Source organism: Aquimarina sp., from assembly GCF_977115655.1.
Map to the genome: position 1 here is coordinate 1 of NZ_CDSBKO010000035.1, position 16,461 is coordinate 16,461.

14 protein-coding genes are annotated in these 16,461 nt (G+C 32.9%); 12 read left to right on the forward strand and 2 right to left on the reverse strand.

What is annotated here, in order from left to right; genetic code table 11:
• Together ACZIYX_RS14555 and ACZIYX_RS14560 are read left to right on the forward strand one after the other, a co-directional pair.
• On the forward strand, positions 1-1,605 hold a 1,605-nt coding region (locus tag ACZIYX_RS14555), incomplete at its 5' end, for an Ig-like domain-containing protein (protein ID WP_462682981.1).
• 75 nt (positions 1,606-1,680) lie between these two features.
• Positions 1,681-2,556: a PorP/SprF family type IX secretion system membrane protein gene (locus tag ACZIYX_RS14560; protein WP_462682982.1), complete on the forward strand. Its 876-nt coding sequence runs from the start codon at positions 1,681-1,683 to the stop codon at positions 2,554-2,556.
• Positions 2,557-3,221: 665 nt separating this feature from the next.
• Here the strand turns inward: ACZIYX_RS14560 and ACZIYX_RS14565 are convergent.
• A complete protein-coding gene (locus ACZIYX_RS14565; RefSeq protein WP_462682983.1) occupies positions 3,222-4,475 on the reverse strand; it encodes an ABC transporter permease in 1,254 nt (417 codons plus the stop codon).
• 149 nt (positions 4,476-4,624) lie between these two features.
• On the opposite strand from ACZIYX_RS14565, the gene purH reads away from it, so the two are divergent.
• The 6 genes from purH (at position 4,625) to rodA (ending at position 11,806) form a co-directional block, all read left to right on the forward strand.
• Entirely contained in the window at positions 4,625-6,157 is a 1,533-nt protein-coding gene (gene purH / locus ACZIYX_RS14570; protein WP_462682984.1) for a bifunctional phosphoribosylaminoimidazolecarboxamide formyltransferase/IMP cyclohydrolase, read from the forward strand.
• A 43-nt stretch (positions 6,158-6,200) separates the two neighbouring features.
• Entirely contained in the window at positions 6,201-7,229 is a 1,029-nt protein-coding gene (locus ACZIYX_RS14575; protein WP_462682985.1) for a rod shape-determining protein, read from the forward strand.
• A 132-nt stretch (positions 7,230-7,361) separates the two neighbouring features.
• On the forward strand, positions 7,362-8,174 hold the full coding sequence (mreC, locus tag ACZIYX_RS14580; RefSeq protein ID WP_462682986.1) for a rod shape-determining protein MreC: 813 nt from the start codon (positions 7,362-7,364) through the stop codon (positions 8,172-8,174).
• Positions 8,175-8,178: 4 nt separating this feature from the next.
• Complete coding sequence (gene mreD / locus ACZIYX_RS14585) at positions 8,179-8,685, forward strand: rod shape-determining protein MreD (protein WP_462682987.1); 507 nt, start codon at positions 8,179-8,181, stop codon at positions 8,683-8,685.
• Positions 8,682-10,553 (forward strand): penicillin-binding protein 2, encoded by a 1,872-nt coding sequence (mrdA, locus tag ACZIYX_RS14590; RefSeq protein ID WP_462682988.1) that lies wholly within the window; start codon positions 8,682-8,684, stop codon positions 10,551-10,553. The genes mreD and mrdA overlap by 4 nt, the downstream gene beginning before the upstream one ends.
• A complete protein-coding gene (rodA, locus tag ACZIYX_RS14595; RefSeq protein ID WP_462682989.1) occupies positions 10,553-11,806 on the forward strand; it encodes a rod shape-determining protein RodA in 1,254 nt (417 codons plus the stop codon). Before mrdA ends, rodA begins: the two co-directional genes overlap by 1 nt.
• A 21-nt stretch (positions 11,807-11,827) precedes the next feature.
• Here rodA and ACZIYX_RS14600 read toward each other — a convergent pair whose 3' ends face one another.
• Complete coding sequence (locus tag ACZIYX_RS14600; RefSeq protein WP_462682990.1) at positions 11,828-12,631, reverse strand: DNA/RNA non-specific endonuclease; 804 nt, start codon at positions 12,629-12,631, stop codon at positions 11,828-11,830.
• Between the two features lie 617 nt (positions 12,632-13,248).
• Here ACZIYX_RS14600 and ACZIYX_RS14605 point away from each other — a divergent pair.
• The 4 genes from ACZIYX_RS14605 to ACZIYX_RS14620 all read left to right on the forward strand — a co-directional run bounded on the left by ACZIYX_RS14605 (position 13,249) and on the right by ACZIYX_RS14620 (position 16,269).
• Complete coding sequence (locus ACZIYX_RS14605) at positions 13,249-13,437, forward strand: hypothetical protein (protein ID WP_462682991.1); 189 nt, start codon at positions 13,249-13,251, stop codon at positions 13,435-13,437.
• Positions 13,438-13,725: 288 nt separating this feature from the next.
• Complete coding sequence (locus tag ACZIYX_RS14610) at positions 13,726-13,986, forward strand: hypothetical protein (RefSeq protein ID WP_462682992.1); 261 nt, start codon at positions 13,726-13,728, stop codon at positions 13,984-13,986.
• A 480-nt stretch (positions 13,987-14,466) separates the two neighbouring features.
• A complete protein-coding gene (locus ACZIYX_RS14615; protein WP_462682993.1) occupies positions 14,467-16,056 on the forward strand; it encodes a vitamin K epoxide reductase family protein in 1,590 nt (529 codons plus the stop codon).
• A 39-nt stretch (positions 16,057-16,095) separates the two neighbouring features.
• Positions 16,096-16,269, forward strand: a complete 174-nt coding sequence (locus tag ACZIYX_RS14620) for a hypothetical protein (protein WP_462682994.1) — start codon at positions 16,096-16,098, stop codon at positions 16,267-16,269.
• Positions 16,270-16,461: the final 192 nt, after the last annotated feature.

Sequence of the window (16,461 nt, forward strand, 5' to 3'; positions counted from 1 at the left end):
GGAAGTACCACCGCTGTATTGGTAGATGCAGTAGCCCCTACCATAACCAGTGTTATCGTACCTGCTAACGCAACCTATATAACAGCGCAAAACCTCGACTTTACTATTAATACCAACGAAAATGTAACGGTAAACACCGCGGGGGGAACTCCGCAATTAAGCCTTACTATTGGCTCTACTACAAGACAAGCTATTTATCAAAGTGGTAGCGGAACCTCGGCATTGTTGTTTAGATATACCGTACAAGCAGGAGAACTTGACACCGATGGAATAACAGTAGGAGCCTTAAGCACCAATGGCGGGACTTTGAGAGACACTGCCGGAAATGATTTGAACACTACATTAAATAGTGTAGGCGCAACAACCGCAGTATTGGTAGATGCTGTTCCTCCAACAGGATACACAGTAACGATAGATCAAAACCCTATCAATTCATTTAATGATAATGCCGTAAGTTTTACCTTTGCAGGAGCAGAAACAGGTACTACATATAATTATACTTTTAGTACATCCGGAGGTGCAGGAACAGTTACAGGATCAGGAACAATTGTTAGTGCTACGGATCAAATAACGGGCATAGATCTAAGTGGATTAAGTGATGGCACTATTACTCTTCGTGTTACACTTACAGATCCTATTGGAAACACAGGAGCGGAAGCTTTAGACACCAAAAACAAAAAAGCTATCCCCCCTACAGCAACCATAATTATAAGTGATGATACATTAACCATAGGAGAAACAGCTATCGTAACCATTACTTTTTCTGAGGTAGCTACTGGTTTTGACAATACAGACCTAACCATCCCTAACGGAACATTATCTACCTTAACATCTACAGATGGTAATATTACTTTTACAGCTACCTTTACACCAACAATCGATATAGAAGACAATACCAATGTCATTATTCTTGATAACACCGGGATAACAGATAGTGTTGGTAATGTTGGCACAGGAACAACAAGCTCCCCTAATTTTAGTATTGATATGGTAATCCCTACCGTAACTATAGAAATTAGTGATACCGAATTAACAACAGGAGAAACAGCAACAGTTACCATTACTTTTTCTGAAGCAGTAACTGGTTTTGACAATACAGATCTAACCATTACTAACGGAACATTAACCGCAGTAAATTCTACGAATGGCAATATAACCTTTACAGCAACTTTTACGCCAACAGAAGGTATACAAAGTGATACTAATATAATCTCTTTAAATAATGCAGGATTTACTGATATTGCAGGAAATGAAGGAACAGGAGCTACAAATTCCATCAATTTTAGCATCAATACCCTAACCCCAACTCCGGTAGCAAACCCCTTGGCTTTTAACAAAGGTTTTTCTCCAAATGGAGATGGCATAAACGACACTTGGGTAATAGAAGGAATTGAAAACTTCCCTAATCATACTATTCAAGTATTTAACAGATCAGGCAAAAAAATATTTGAAGCCAAAGATTATCAAAATAACTGGGATGGTGTTTCTAATGGTAATTCTGTTTTTGGAAATGGTAAATTACCAGTGGGGGCATATTATTATGTTTTAGAAACTGGCAGTAAAGAATTTCCTCCATTAACTGGCTGGATCTATATAAACTATTAAGTTATGATGGATAGTCTCATAAACAAAAAAACTACCAGATATTATTTCCAAAAAGATCAACAAAACAAAAGTAAGATGACGTATTTAAAATATATAATTTTTGCCCTCATTATATCCTTTGCAGCTAATGCCCAACAAGATCCGCATTTTAGTATGTACCGATATAATATGAATGTGATTACCCCTGCTTATGCTGGTACTAATGGTAGTCTTGAAACCACATTTGCAGTAAGAAGCCAATGGGCAGGTGTTGAAGATGGTCCGGAGACCCTTAATTTTAATATAAATTCTCCTGTAGATGAAAACATAGGAGTTGGATTAACTGTAGTAAATGATAAAGTTTTTGTTTTAGAAGAAACTCATTTATATGCTGATTTCTCTTATAAGATAAAAATTACTGAAGAGACAGACTTGCATGCAGGCCTTAAAGCAGGAGGATCTTTCTTAAAAATAGATCTTAATGAACTGGGGATTGCAAATGATCCTTTGTTTACAGAAAACATAAGTACATTTAATCCTAATGTGGGTGTTGGATTTTACCTTAAAGCCAAAAAATACTACGTTTCACTATCTGCACCGGGGCTTTTGTCTAACAACAGGTATGAAAAAGAAGGCTTGAATCCTGTATCGGCAAAAGATGACACTCAAATATTTTTGGGTGGGGGTTATGAATTTGACCTTAGCGAAAATTTTAAGTTTCGTCCTTCTGCGCTTGGTAAGGTTGTAAGTGGGGCACCGTTTTCTCTGGATCTTACAGCATCTGCACTATATAAGGAACGAATAGAGCTAGGAGCCAATTATCGGTTAGACGAAAGTGTAACTATATTTTTTACTGCGGGTTTTGTAGAAAATATTTTTAAAGTAGGATACGCGTATGAGTATACTACAACAGATATAAACACATATACCAATGGTACCCATGAGATTATCTTAAAACTTAGATTGAATTAAAAAAATATATCTACAATGAGGCTGTCTAAAAAGTAATTTTTGATAAAATTCAGTCGAATTATTTGTAGTATTTTCTAAAAAAACTTTATTCTTTCAGTAAAATCTTCTTTTAGAATCGGTTTTTTGAAGTATTCACAATAAAAAAGAGGGTGTTTTGACTTTTCAGACACCCTCAATTAAATTATATAGGGTTTTTATATAGTTTATAACTTTCCTGCATATTTCATCATTTTCGAATCTACAACTTCAGGGCAAGCCTTTGGGAATCAGACTCTCAATTAGGGATTAAAAAAAGTTACTGCAAAAATTACCTGACTGCTTTTAAAGCTCTGCAAATATTCTCAGAAAATCAAGAAATACTTCATGTACGCTGTTTTTTTACCCAAAAACCTAATAATACCATTTTAACTTTGAAATAGCACTAATAAATTATTTCTTTTTCATCTATTCTTCGTTAAAAAACATAACCGTAACTACAGCTATGCTTGATGCCAGATCAAGTCTGGCACAAGTTTTTTGCCTTGAATACTTAAAAAACAGATTCAATTTCTATACACACTATTTCAAAGTTAAAATGGTATTACATAAAATATTAGGGCATATTTTTAAAATCAATATCCTCTAAGGAATCTCATAGAATGATTATTTTAAAAGGCAAGCAAGATTTACATACCTGTTCTTATTGCTTCTACAGGATCTAGTTTAGAAGCTGATATTGCAGGTAAAATCCCTGCAATAAGGCCGATTATAGTTGAAGAAAACATACCCCAAAACATATTAGAACCAGAGAGCACAAACTCAAAATCCCCTGTAAACTGAGAGGCAAACATAGAGATTAACCAAACTAAAAAAAGACCTATTAACCCTCCAAAAATCGAAAGTATAACTGCTTCAAACAAAAACTGAAATAATATAAATCTCTTTTTAGCTCCAAGAGCTTTTTGTATGCCTATCAAATTTGTACGTTCTTTTACGCTTACAAACATAATATTAGCAATTCCAAACCCCCCTACCAGCAATGAAAACATTCCGATTACACCACCAATTGTAGACATAGTACTCGTAATATTATCGATAAAATCAGTAAACCCCTGTAATTGATTTACAAAAAAATTATTCTCTTCGTCTGGTTTTAATCCACGGTAAGTTCTCAGTTTTTGTTTCAAAACCGCAATAAACTCAGGCACATCCACATCGGGCTCTGGTTTAATAATTATTGCCGGAAAGGAAGATTTATTATTATCCCCATAAATTCTTCTAACCAAATTAACCGGAAGAATAACCATAGTATCTTTGCTATTGCCAAAAATCCCTGCTCCTTCTTTTTTAAGCACCCCAATTACTGTTAGTTTTCTTCCGTATAGGCGTACTTTTTTCCCAACAGGATCCTCAGAGCCAAATAAACTATTTGCTATTTCATCTCCTATAACAACAACAGGAGCACCTGCAACAGATTCCTGTTCATTATAAAACCGCCCTTTTACAACTTGTAGCTCTTCGATATCATAATAATCACTGGTAACCGGAACAACCTCTACATTGCTAACACTTTGTTCCTGATATTTTATAGTTTCCGGGGCTACATTCAAGATAAAACTAGCTGCCTTAAGATCTGGCATAGATCTGTTAACATATTGATATTCTTCAAAAGTTACATCAGGAAACTGCTCTCTTTTCCATTGCGGAATATCTGTTGGTCCAAAAGAAAAGCGCATTAAATAAATAGTACTATTGTCTAAGGAGCTAAGACTGCCCTTAATTTCTTGTTTTAAAGAATCCACTGCTGCAAGGACGCCTATTATTGAAAAAATACCAATGGTAACACCAAGTAACGAGAGGAATGTTCGTAGCTTATTATTTCTAAGTGCATTAATGGCAAAATTAAAGCTCTCTTTAAGTACTCTAAGATAGATCAGCATGCCCTATTTTTAAACTGGATTTTTAATTATTTAAAGATAGGACGTTTTCCTTGTGTTTTTGTTACAATTTATTAAAAACAATTACACATAATTGGTTGTCTAATTGGATACTAAATTGCTATTTTTGCATTTTATAACTAAATTTTCTCATGAGCAACACAAAAACTGCTAAATCTGCACTGATTTCTGTATTCAGCAAAGACGGATTAGCACCTATCGTAAAAAAATTAGACGAACTTAACGTTACTATATATTCTACTGGTGGGACAGAAAAATTTATTAAAGATTTAGGCGTTAATGTGGTGCCAGTCGAAGATGTAACCTCTTACCCTTCAATTCTAGGAGGAAGAGTTAAGACCCTACATCCAAAAGTTTTTGGTGGAATCTTAAATCGTCAAAATAACGATAGTGATGTTGCAGAACTTGAACAATACCAGATTCCGCAAATCGATATTGTGATTGTTGACTTATATCCTTTTGAAAAAACAGTCGCATCTGGAGCTCCTGAGCAAGATATTATAGAAAAAATTGATATTGGTGGTATTTCTTTAATTAGAGCAGCTGCCAAAAACTTTGCTGATGTTACCTGTGTGTCCTCAGTAAATGACTATGAGGAGTTTTTAGAGATAATTTCTCAAGGAAACGGGAATATCACTTTAGAAGATCGTAAACGCTTTGCAGCCAAAGCTTTTAATGTATCTTCTCATTATGATTCTGCTATTTTTAATTATTTTAATACTAGCCAAGATATTACTTCTCTTAAAATAAGTGAAACCAAAGGACAAGAATTACGATATGGAGAAAATCCACATCAAAAAGGATACTTTTTTGGTGATTTTGATGCCATGTTCACAAAATTACATGGCAAAGAATTATCTTATAACAACTTGCTAGATGTAGATGCTGCAGTAAACTTAATGAGCGAGTTTAAAGGAGAAGCACCAACATTTGCAGTTTTAAAGCATAATAATGCTTGTGGTTTGGCGCAACGAGAAACAGTTCTTCAATCCTATACAGATGCATTGGCAGGAGATCCTGTCTCTGCTTTTGGAGGGATTTTGATTAGTAATACCGAGATTGACAAAGCAACTGCTGAAGAAATTCATAAGTTATTTTGCGAGGTAGTAATTGCTCCTTCTTATAGCCCCGAAGCTGTAGAAATATTAAAAGGAAAGAAAAACAGAATTCTTTTAGTTCAGAAAGAAATTGATTTACCAAAAATCCAGATAAGATCTTGTTTAAATGGAAATTTAGTACAAGATAAAGATCTTAAAACCGATGCAGGTGAAGATTTAATTACTGCTACAAAAACAGCTCCTACCGCAGAGCAGATTGAAGATCTTTTGTTTGCGTCAAAAATTTGCAAACATACCAAATCAAATACCATAGTTTTTGCAAAAGGAAAACAATTACTGGCAAGTGGTACGGGACAGACCTCTAGAGTAGATGCTTTAAAACATTCTATAGAAAAAGCAAGATCATTTAACTTTGATCTTAATGGAGCAGTAATGGCCAGTGATGCCTTTTTTCCATTCCCGGATTGTGTAGAGATTGCAGGAAATGCAGGCATTAAAGCCGTGATTCAACCGGGAGGTTCTATCAAGGATCAATTAAGTATAGATTATTGCGATCAATACAGAATTGCAATGGTAATTACAGGAACACGTCATTTTAAACATTAATTTTATTACATTTACTGAATTTTAACCCCTTTTTTTGACTTTTATGGGATTTTTTGACTTCTTTACCGAAGAGATCGCAATAGATTTAGGTACCGCTAACACATTGATTATTCATAATGATAAAGTAGTAGTGGATAGCCCCTCTATTGTAGCCAGGGATATTATATCTGGTAAAATTATTGCAGTTGGAAAAGAAGCTGCTATGATGCAAGGAAAAACTCATGAAAACATAAAAACCATCCGGCCACTTAAAGATGGTGTTATCGCAGATTTTGATGCCAGTGAGAAAATGATAAGCATGTTTATCAAAGATATACCTGCACTAAAGAAAAAACTCTTTGCTCCTGCCCTGCGTATGGTAATCTGTATTCCTTCTGGAATTACAGAAGTAGAAATGCGGGCAGTAAAAGAAAGTGCAGAACGTGTAAACGGAAAAGAAGTATACCTTATTCATGAACCTATGGCAGCAGCCATTGGTATTGGAGTAGATATCATGCAACCTAAAGGAAATATGATTGTAGATATAGGCGGGGGTACTACAGAAATTGCCGTTATTGCTCTTGGAGGAATAGTTTGCGACAAATCTGTAAAAATTGCAGGAGATGTTTTCACAAACGATATTATTTATTATATGCGTACACAACACAACTTATATGTTGGAGAACGCACTGCAGAAAAAATAAAAATCCAAATAGGTGCTGCTACCGAAGATTTAGAATTACCTCCGGAAGAAATGAATGTTCAGGGTCGTGACCTTCTTACAGGAAAACCTAAACAAGTTCAAATCTCGTACAGAGAAATGGCAAAAGCGTTAGATAAATCTATATTGCGTATTGAAGATGCTGTAATGGAAACCTTATCACAGACCCCTCCGGAACTTGCCGCAGACATATACAATACAGGTATTTATCTTGCCGGTGGAGGCTCTATGCTTCGAGGATTAGACAAACGTTTATCGCAAAAAACAGATTTGCCTGTATATATTGCCGAAGATCCTTTAAGAGCAGTAGTAAGAGGCACAGGAATTACTCTTAAAAATCTAAATAGATATAAAAGCGTACTTATAAAATAGGATTAAAAAAATAGATTTTTAATATACCTAAATTTCTGATTTTACGTTATCCTGCTTTAATGCATACTAAGTACGGCTTTAGTATAGTATTATTTATGTGAAATTTTAATAAAAATTATTACACTCTAAACCATGCAGCAGATTATTAATTTTTTAATTAAGAATAAACATTCTCTGCTATTTTTAATATTATTGTCCATCTCGTTAATTCTTACCATACAATCACACTCTTATCACAAAAGCAAGTTTGTAAGTTCTACAAATTTTTTTACAGGAGGAATATATAATTGGCGGCACTCTATAAGTGATTATTTTGGCTTAAAAAACGAAAATAAGAGATTATTAGAAGAAAACGAGTATTTGCGCAATCAATTAAGTGCCCTTGGAGTTGATTCTGTTTCTACAAAATATACAGATACCGTATCATTTAATAAGCCTTACACCTACACAAAAGCAAGGGTAATCAAAAATGATTATAGCAAAATCGACAACTATATTCTTATAAATAAAGGCGAAAAAGACAGTGTTTTTCCCGACATGGGAGTCATAACAGACAAAGGCATTGTAGGTATTGTAGAAAACACTTCAAAAAACTATAGTAGAGTAATTTCTATATTAAATAGCAATTCTCGTATTAATGCAGGATTAAAAAAATCTAATCAATACGGGTCTTTACTCTGGAATGGTAAAGATCCTAATATTGTTCAACTAGAAACGATACCCCGACAGGCAATTATAAAAGAAGGGGATACTATTATTACCAACGGTCGTTCTACTATTTTCCCAAAAGGAATAGGAATAGGAACCATTGTCAGTTATACATTAAATCAAAACAAAAGCTATTACTTAATAGATGTTAAACTATTTAATGACATGTCTGATATTGGATTTGTTTATGCAATAAAAAGCAGGGACATCGATGAGATTAAAAGTTTAGAAAATTAAATTCATGAATAAAGACACATTATTACATATTGTTAGATTCATTATTTTGATTTTGCTTCAGGTAATTATTTTAAATCATATTAACTTTTTAGGATACTTAAACCCATATATTTATATTATTTTTATTTTGCTTGCCCCAATCAATATAAACAGAAGCCTTTTTTTAACAATAAGCTTTATACTGGGGTTGATTATAGATATGTTTGGAGACTCCGGAGGGGTTCATGCAGCAGCATCTACTATTATTGCTTTTTTTAGGCCAATTGCACTACGATCCGTTTTTGGACTTAGTTATGAGTTTCAAACTGTAAAACTAAGCAATGTTAAATTTGGAGAGCGGTTTTTATATGTAATAATAATGGTTTTAACGCATCATATTGTACTTTTTTCGTTAGAAATTTTTAACTTCTCCCACATACTGTTAATTACTAAAAAAGTATTGTTTTCCAGTATATTTACAATAGTGATAACGATGTTGGCCTTGGTATTGTTTAGAAGAAATGATTCATGAGAAAGCTCCTGTTCTACCTAATTATTATTACTACTGGAATAGTATTTATTACCAGATTATTTTACTTGCAGATTTATAATACTTCTTTTGCCTCTTTATCAGAGGACAATGCTATAAAAGTAATTTATGATTATCCACAAAGAGGAGCAATATACGATAGAAATGGAAAATTACTAGTCACCAACCAACCATCTTATGACGTTATGGTTATTCCTAGAGAATTAAAGCCTTTTGACACTTTAGAGTTTTGTTCTATCCTTAATATAAGTAAGGACAATCTAAAAAAAAGCTTGAAAAAAGCGAGAATATATTCTCCCAGGGTACCTTCTATAGTAGTTCCCCAATTAACAAAAGATGAATATGCTTATCTGCAAGAAAAAATGCGAAAGTTTGAAGGTTTCTATATTCAAAAACGTTCTTTAAGAGATTACCAAACTACAGGAGCAGCAAATGTTTTAGGATATATTGGAGAAGTAAATGATGCTTTAATACAAAAAGATGCCTATTATATTTCTGGAGATCTTATAGGTATTGATGGAGTAGAAAAAGAATACGAAAATCAACTTAGAGGGATAAAAGGAGTAAAACGTATCCAAAAAGATCGATTTAATAGAGATATAGGCCCTTATAAAGAAGGAAAATTTGATACATTACCCGTTAATGGTAAAGATCTTACTTTAACTCTGGATGCTAAGTTACAAGCATACGGACAAAAATTGATGCAAAATAAACGAGGTGGTATTGTAGCTCTGGAGCCTGCTACAGGAGAAATATTAGCATTGGTTACTGCCCCTACCTATAAGCCAGAATTGTTAGTTGGCAGAAAAAGATCTCCTAATTTCACTAAACTATATTATGATACTATTGCCAAACCTTTATATGATAGAGGTTTACAAGGAGAGTACCCGCCAGGGTCTCCATTTAAAACGATTAATGCACTAATCGGTCTACAAGAAAACGTTATTGACACTAAAGAAGGTGTTTCGTGCAGAATGGGGTATTACTACGGAAAAGGCGGAACAAAACTTGGTTGCCACTCTCACAGGAGCCCCCTAAACATGATTCCTGGTATCGCTAACTCCTGCAATGCATATTTTGCAACAGTATACAGAAGGATTATAGAAAAATACAACACTCCACAAGAAGGCATGGAAGTGTGGAGAAAACATGTAGAAAGCTTTGGCCTAGGAAATTACTTAGGATATGACTTACCAACTGGTAAAAAAGGCAAGGTCCCAACCGCAGAATATTATAATACAGTTTATCGATACCCTACCTATAAATGGTATGCTACAGCTACCATATCCAATGCTATTGGTCAAGGAGAGGTTTTGGCAACCCCTATACAATTAGCAAATATGACTGCTGCAATAGCAAACAGGGGCCATTATTTTACTCCACATGTTATTAAAGCTATTGATGGTCGATCAATAGAAAATGAAAACTATACTATTCCTAAAGTTACTACTATAAACAAAGAGTACTTTGAACCTGTAGTAGAAGGAATGCACCAGGTATACACACAAGGAACAGCCAGTTCTTTGCAAGTTAAAGGAATAGATATTTGCGGAAAAACAGGAACCGCAGAAAACTTTACTAAGATTAATGGGGTTAAAACACAACTTACCGACCATTCTGTATTTATAGCCTTTGCTCCAAAAGACAATCCAAAAATTGCTATTGCGGTATTCATAGAAAACGGGTATTGGGGTTCTCGATATGCAGGAAAAATTGCATCCTTAATGATAGAACAACATTTAAGAGGCAGCATTTCCAGAACAGATCTGGAAGATTGGCTGCTAACACATAGCCTTGAAGAAGAATATGCCAAACCCTACAGTGGCGAACCTTTTAAAATTAATTACTAATGGCAAAATCCAGCGTTGCTGCTATAGACTGGACAACAGTCTTATTATTTTTATTACTTGTTGGTTTTGGGTGGGGAAATATTTATTCTGCATCCTACCAAAACGAAACTTTCTCTTTGACAGATTTTTCATTGGTATATATAAAACAAGGGTACTGGATTTTATTTAGTATTATTTTAATTATCATAACTCAGGCAATCGAAGTAAAGTTTTATGAACGTTTTGCAGGGCTAATCTATGTTATATCTTTATTATCTCTACTTGGGTTATTTGTATTTGGTAAAAATGTAAACGGAGCTACTTCATGGTACACTTTTGGTCCTGTAGGATTACAACCATCTGAGTTTGCAAAAGCTTGCACGGCTTTAGCTTTAGCAAAATACTTAAGCGATATGCAAACCAATATCAAACTACTTGGGCACCAGGTAAGAGCATTCTTGATTATTGTAATACCCGCTATAATTATAATGCCCCAACCCGATCCCGGGAGTGCCTTGGTATATGCTGCTTTTTTCTTTCCGTTATACAGAGAGGGTTTAGCTGCAATATATCTTATTGTTGGGGCCTCTGCTGCGGTATTATTTATATTTACATTGCTTTTTAATCCATTATGGGTAGTGCTCGCAATAGCAATGATTATGCTATTAATATTAATTAAAAACAGAAAACGAAAACCTAAATATTCCAGATATATCTTAACCATTATTGTTATTACAGGGTTTTGTTTTTCTGTAAATTATATTTTTAATAATGTATTTGAGCAAAGACACAGGGACAGGTTTAATATTGTTCTTGGTAAAGAAATAGATACTAAAGGAATAGGATATAATACAAATCAAAGTGAAATTGCAATTGGTAGTGGTGGTTGGACTGGCAAAGGTTGGAAAGAAGGAACACAAACCAAAGGTGGCTTTGTACCAGAACAACATACGGATTATATATTCAGCACTGTTGGAGAAGAATGGGGTTTTCTTGGAGCATCCTTAATCATAATTTTATTTATGCTACTATTAATACGGCTTATTCATCTTGCAGAAAGACAAAAATCACAGTTTAGCAGGGTATATGGCTATAGTGTTATCGGTATTTTATTTATTCACTTTGCAATTAATATAGGTATGGTAACCGGACTTATGCCTACCATAGGTATTCCTTTACCTTTTTTTAGTTATGGAGGTTCCGGACTTTGGGGATTTACCGTTTTACTTTTTATATTTATCAAACTAGATGCAAATCGAGTTAATGAGTGGTAACCTTAAATAGAGTTTTCAATATTAAAATTTCCATTCTTTTACAGAAGAAGAAGATTCTAATTTATCTTCTAGTTTATCGTCTAGTTTTTCAAAAAAATCAATTCCTGTTAATTTTTCGATCTCGTCTACTGCTACAACAAACTTTTTTAGTGATGTATCAGAATCTTCATGTGGCAATAAAAATGCTATCATTTTTGGGCTATCAGAAGAGTTGTTCAATATTATTTTATAAAATTGTTTTGGCACTGCTACATGCTCATACCCTATTGTAGGAAGATTATTAGATAATATTCCTCCAGTAATTACATAAACTCCATCATATATCTTTGCCCAATATCTGATTTTTTGCTCCAGATCATTCCAAACACCACTATTAAAATCATGTTTTTGGGGAACAATATTAGAAGTTAAAAATGTTTCTTCAAAGGCTTGAAGTGCAAATCTTCTATCTCCAGCTGGGCATAAATGTCCTTTGTCATAACCAGAATTTTTATAATTACGCCAATCTGCAGAAGAGGTTTTCACTTTTTTATCTTCTTCAAAGTAAGGTCTTTTAAATTCATTTTTAGACAAATGTTCTTTTTTAAGCTCATAAGCCACCCACTCTGCCTGCTCATGTTTTTCTGAGTATGATAATGAATAGTTATCATGTATTACTATAGCCCCTGTAGTTGATGTAGGCAAATAGAAGAACCCAAAACTATCCGGATCTTTTCTTTTTTCATTAGAATATATGTTCTCATTATCAAGATACCCATCAAAGTAATAAAACCCTATTGTTATTATGATTATTAATATTGGATATATATATTTTCTTTTATTCATTTTTGACTACACCTTAATTAAAAATACCGTTGCGAAAGTATTAAAATATTAAGACAACACAAGACTCCCAGATAAACTAACTTTCAAACCAACAACCTTGGGAAAAATCCTCAAAGTATGATTTACCCAGAACAAAATATATTTTTTGAAGCATCCCCCAAAGGGCAAAAACCCTCGATAATGAATTGTGATTTTATGTTAAAAACAAGAATTGACAAGTATAAACCTTTTGTTTTTACAAAAACTACGGTTTAACCTCAAAAAATACGAGGCTATATCTCGTTCTATATACTGTTTAATATTTTATATTTGTTTATATAAAAGATTATTAATTAGTTAAGGCTTTGTAAAAAATTAATTAATACTTTATTAAGGCTTCACACAAGTCATCTTAATATTTCTAAAATTAATCCATAAACAAGTTGTCATATTTGTAGTAAATATTGTCAAAATTGCAATGGATTATTTTAGGATATTATGTTTTTGCATAAATATTCTACCCATATCTAAACCCCAATACACAAACAGATACGTTTATCCTTTGCAAAAAGGCATAGACACAAGCCTTGGGTGTCTTTAAAAGTTCAAGGTACTTTATTCATAAAAACCTATTAGTTATGTTAAAAAACATTTTAAATCAAACCGGAGTTAAATCTTTAGACAGAAAACAAAAAGCCTCTATAAATGGCGGATCAGGAAATTGCGAAATAATTGGAGTTTGCTTCGATCCTATTACTGGATTTGTTGATTTCGTTCCTTGTTGTGATCTTTGTAACGGAGGAACACCAGAAGATTGTCCTGAATAATAAAAACCTTATTATACATAGTTACGGGGGTATTTTATATCCCCCGTACTATTTTTATTGATTAGATATCACATATCATACTTGCTATTTTATATGCATGATAACAATCTCATTTCCTTATTAAAATGAGCTTAAAAAAATATTGAATTTTCTTGGGTAACAAAGCAAAACAAGAGGAACTATATTTTATAAAGAGAACACAGTAACAATACTAAGTGTACCCTATAAATAAAGTATAACCCTAAGGAGTTTTGAAAAATCAAAGAATAATCATTAAATTTTTATATTATGCTAAGTAACATTTTAATTTTAAAAGGAGTGACCCCACTCAACAAAAAGCAACAAAGTGAAGTTAGTGGCGGCAGCGGACAGACTTGTCGCATTACTATAGTTAGAGAAGGCAAAAAAATTACATCCGATTTTGGTGGGTATAGTTCGGGATCCTCTGGATCTCAACAAGCTCAACAAGATTGTGCCTATGCTGTTCAACTTGGGGGTGATGGCACCAGATGTTTTTATGATTGTGAGTATGACGGGTATGGTAGATGATAAATTTTTCGTTCCATCATGAACAGATAGATCATTGAAAAAAGAAAAAAACAACAGGTTAATAAACCTTAATAGTTTGTTTTAAATCAAAATATAATTCTATTAATGCTTTTATAAACCAGAGTTAATATAATTTATATTAAGTAGAGGGATATTTTATATCCCTCTACTTAACAATATATCTTTAAAATTATTACACATAAAGCTTTCTATTTATATGTTTAATCCTTAAAATTATATCCATTAAAATTTTTAACTTTGAAATAGCAATATAATAATTTATTTATTTTTCATCTGTTCTTCGTTAAAAAATATAACCGTAAATACGGCTATACTCAGATTTTTTTTACCTTGAATGCCTAAAAAATAAATTCAATTTCTATGCGCATGATTTCAAAGTTAAAATACATTATACCTCTGAAACAAATTTTATCTAAAAAATAAACGTGTAATATACGAGCACCTCTAATCAAAGTAAAAATGGATAATACTATCGAGAAAATTGTAGAAAATGTTTTGATTCAAAACAAAATAAGGAATTACAACAAAAAAGACTTAGAGTTACAGTTACAAATACATCCAAATTACCCTAGTTTTCAATCGATTACAGACACCTTAGATTATTTTGATATTGACAACATTGCAGTAGAAATCCCTGTTGAAGCTTTAGATCAGCTTCCGGACAGTTTTATTTCTTTGGTAAAAACAGACAGCATAGAAGAAATAGTAACGGTAAACAAAAAAAGCAATCACATAGAGCTTAAGCACTCCAGCTTAAAAAAAAAGAAATTCACATTTAATGAATTTAAAGAAATATGGGTTCCTAAAGTTATCGCAGTAGAATACAATACAAAAGGCAATGTTGCCACTAATACATCGATTGTACAAAATATACTATTAACAGGGCTTTTTATTGGTGTAATTTTTATGCTTATAGAAAAACCATGGGATATTACTCAATTTTTTTTTATGATATTATCCTGTGCAGGAGTTATTTTTAGTTTTTTTGCGGTTCGGGAAAGCCTAGGAATACAATCGCAAACCATACACCAGTTTTGCACCTCTATAGGAAATACAAACTGCGGGGATGTTATCAACAACAATAGCGGCATCCTTTTCAAGAATTTTTCTTTAGCAGATGCAGGAATGGCTTTTTTTGGCTCTATCACATTATATCAGATATTTTATGGACACAACAACATCCTTTTAATACTTTCTTTAGCTGGAATTCCATTTATTATATACTCTATATACTCTCAAGCATTTATAATTAAAAAATGGTGTGTGATCTGTTTGGCTATAGGATCCATTTCGCTAGCATTAGCTGGCATTGCTATATTAAATTTTCCTTTTGATACAGACATCTCCAAAACCATTGCTTCTTTTATAACGATTTCATCTTTATTTACACTAGCATATTTGTTTACTAAAGAAAAAATAAAAGACAACAATTTATTTAAAGCTGAAAATTTAAAATTAAACCAGTTTAAAAGAGATGAGGAAATATATTCCTATTTAATGAATATTTCTGAAAAGGTAAAAGAAACCACACCTATCCCAAACGAAATTATATTGGGAAACCCTAATGCTGCTTTTAAAATTACCAGTGTTACTAATCCTATGTGTGGTCATTGTAAAAAAGCATTTAAAGCTTATGCCCGTGTTATTAAGTCTATGGGGGACCAGTTACAAATAGTTATTCGATTAAGTGTCAAAGATGATTTTAACAATAAATCAACACAGGTAGCTCTAAGGCTTTTGGAAATATATCACAAACAAGGTACCGACAAATTTATAGATGTGTATACAGATTGGTTTACCGATAAAACACATAGCAGATGGATAAAAAAATACGGACTTCCTCAAAACGATACAAATAATCTGGATATTCTAAAAAAACAGACTGAGTGGATAAAGGCAAATCATCTTTATTATACACCAACCTCAATAATCGGCAACACTATATACCCTCAAAAATATGGGTATGACGAATTTTTTCATTTTATGAGTGTACTGGTAGAAAAAAACACCAATATTATTCCTGAAGAGCAAGATCCAATAGAAGCATAAAACATAAACGAAAGAATATTCACCTTAAAACCAAATATTATGAAACCAATTTCGAAACTAAAAAATGCAACACCTATTTCTAAAGAACAACAAAAACATTTGAATGGCGGCAAAACACCTCTCGTTTTTGTTAAAAGAGATGGTTGTGTACCTGCTGTAAGCTGTTGCTATCACAACGGAACCACTTGGGTGCAAGGACCTCCTTGTTTTTAAATTCTTTAATTGAAAAACCAAAAGAGGGTGTCTAAAAAGTCAAACACCCTCTTTTTTATTGTAAATTTTTCAAAAAACTAGTTCTAAAGAAGGTCTTACTGAAAGAAACAAAGAGTTTTTTGATAAATTATTATGAATATTTCAACTAAATTTTATCAAAAATTACTTTTCAGACCTCTTGAGTTTATATAA

Bases quoted from the DNA above. Each gene is read 5' to 3' on its own strand.
- ACZIYX_RS14560 (WP_462682982.1), top strand. From the start codon at position 1,681: ATGACGTATTTAAAATATATAATTTTTGCCCTCATTATATCCTTTGCA.
- ACZIYX_RS14565 (WP_462682983.1), bottom strand. From the start codon at position 4,475: ATGCTGATCTATCTTAGAGTACTTAAAGAGAGCTTTAATTTTGCCATT.
- purH (WP_462682984.1), top strand. From the start codon at position 4,625: ATGAGCAACACAAAAACTGCTAAATCTGCACTGATTTCTGTATTCAGC.
- ACZIYX_RS14575 (WP_462682985.1), top strand. From the start codon at position 6,201: ATGGGATTTTTTGACTTCTTTACCGAAGAGATCGCAATAGATTTAGGT.
- mreC (WP_462682986.1), top strand. From the start codon at position 7,362: ATGCAGCAGATTATTAATTTTTTAATTAAGAATAAACATTCTCTGCTA.
- mreD (WP_462682987.1), top strand. From the start codon at position 8,179: ATGAATAAAGACACATTATTACATATTGTTAGATTCATTATTTTGATT.
- mrdA (WP_462682988.1), top strand. From the start codon at position 8,682: ATGAGAAAGCTCCTGTTCTACCTAATTATTATTACTACTGGAATAGTA.
- rodA (WP_462682989.1), top strand. From the start codon at position 10,553: ATGGCAAAATCCAGCGTTGCTGCTATAGACTGGACAACAGTCTTATTA.
- ACZIYX_RS14600 (WP_462682990.1), bottom strand. From the start codon at position 12,631: ATGAATAAAAGAAAATATATATATCCAATATTAATAATCATAATAACA.
- ACZIYX_RS14605 (WP_462682991.1), top strand. From the start codon at position 13,249: ATGTTAAAAAACATTTTAAATCAAACCGGAGTTAAATCTTTAGACAGA.
- ACZIYX_RS14610 (WP_462682992.1), top strand. From the start codon at position 13,726: ATGCTAAGTAACATTTTAATTTTAAAAGGAGTGACCCCACTCAACAAA.
- ACZIYX_RS14615 (WP_462682993.1), top strand. From the start codon at position 14,467: ATGGATAATACTATCGAGAAAATTGTAGAAAATGTTTTGATTCAAAAC.
- ACZIYX_RS14620 (WP_462682994.1), top strand. From the start codon at position 16,096: ATGAAACCAATTTCGAAACTAAAAAATGCAACACCTATTTCTAAAGAA.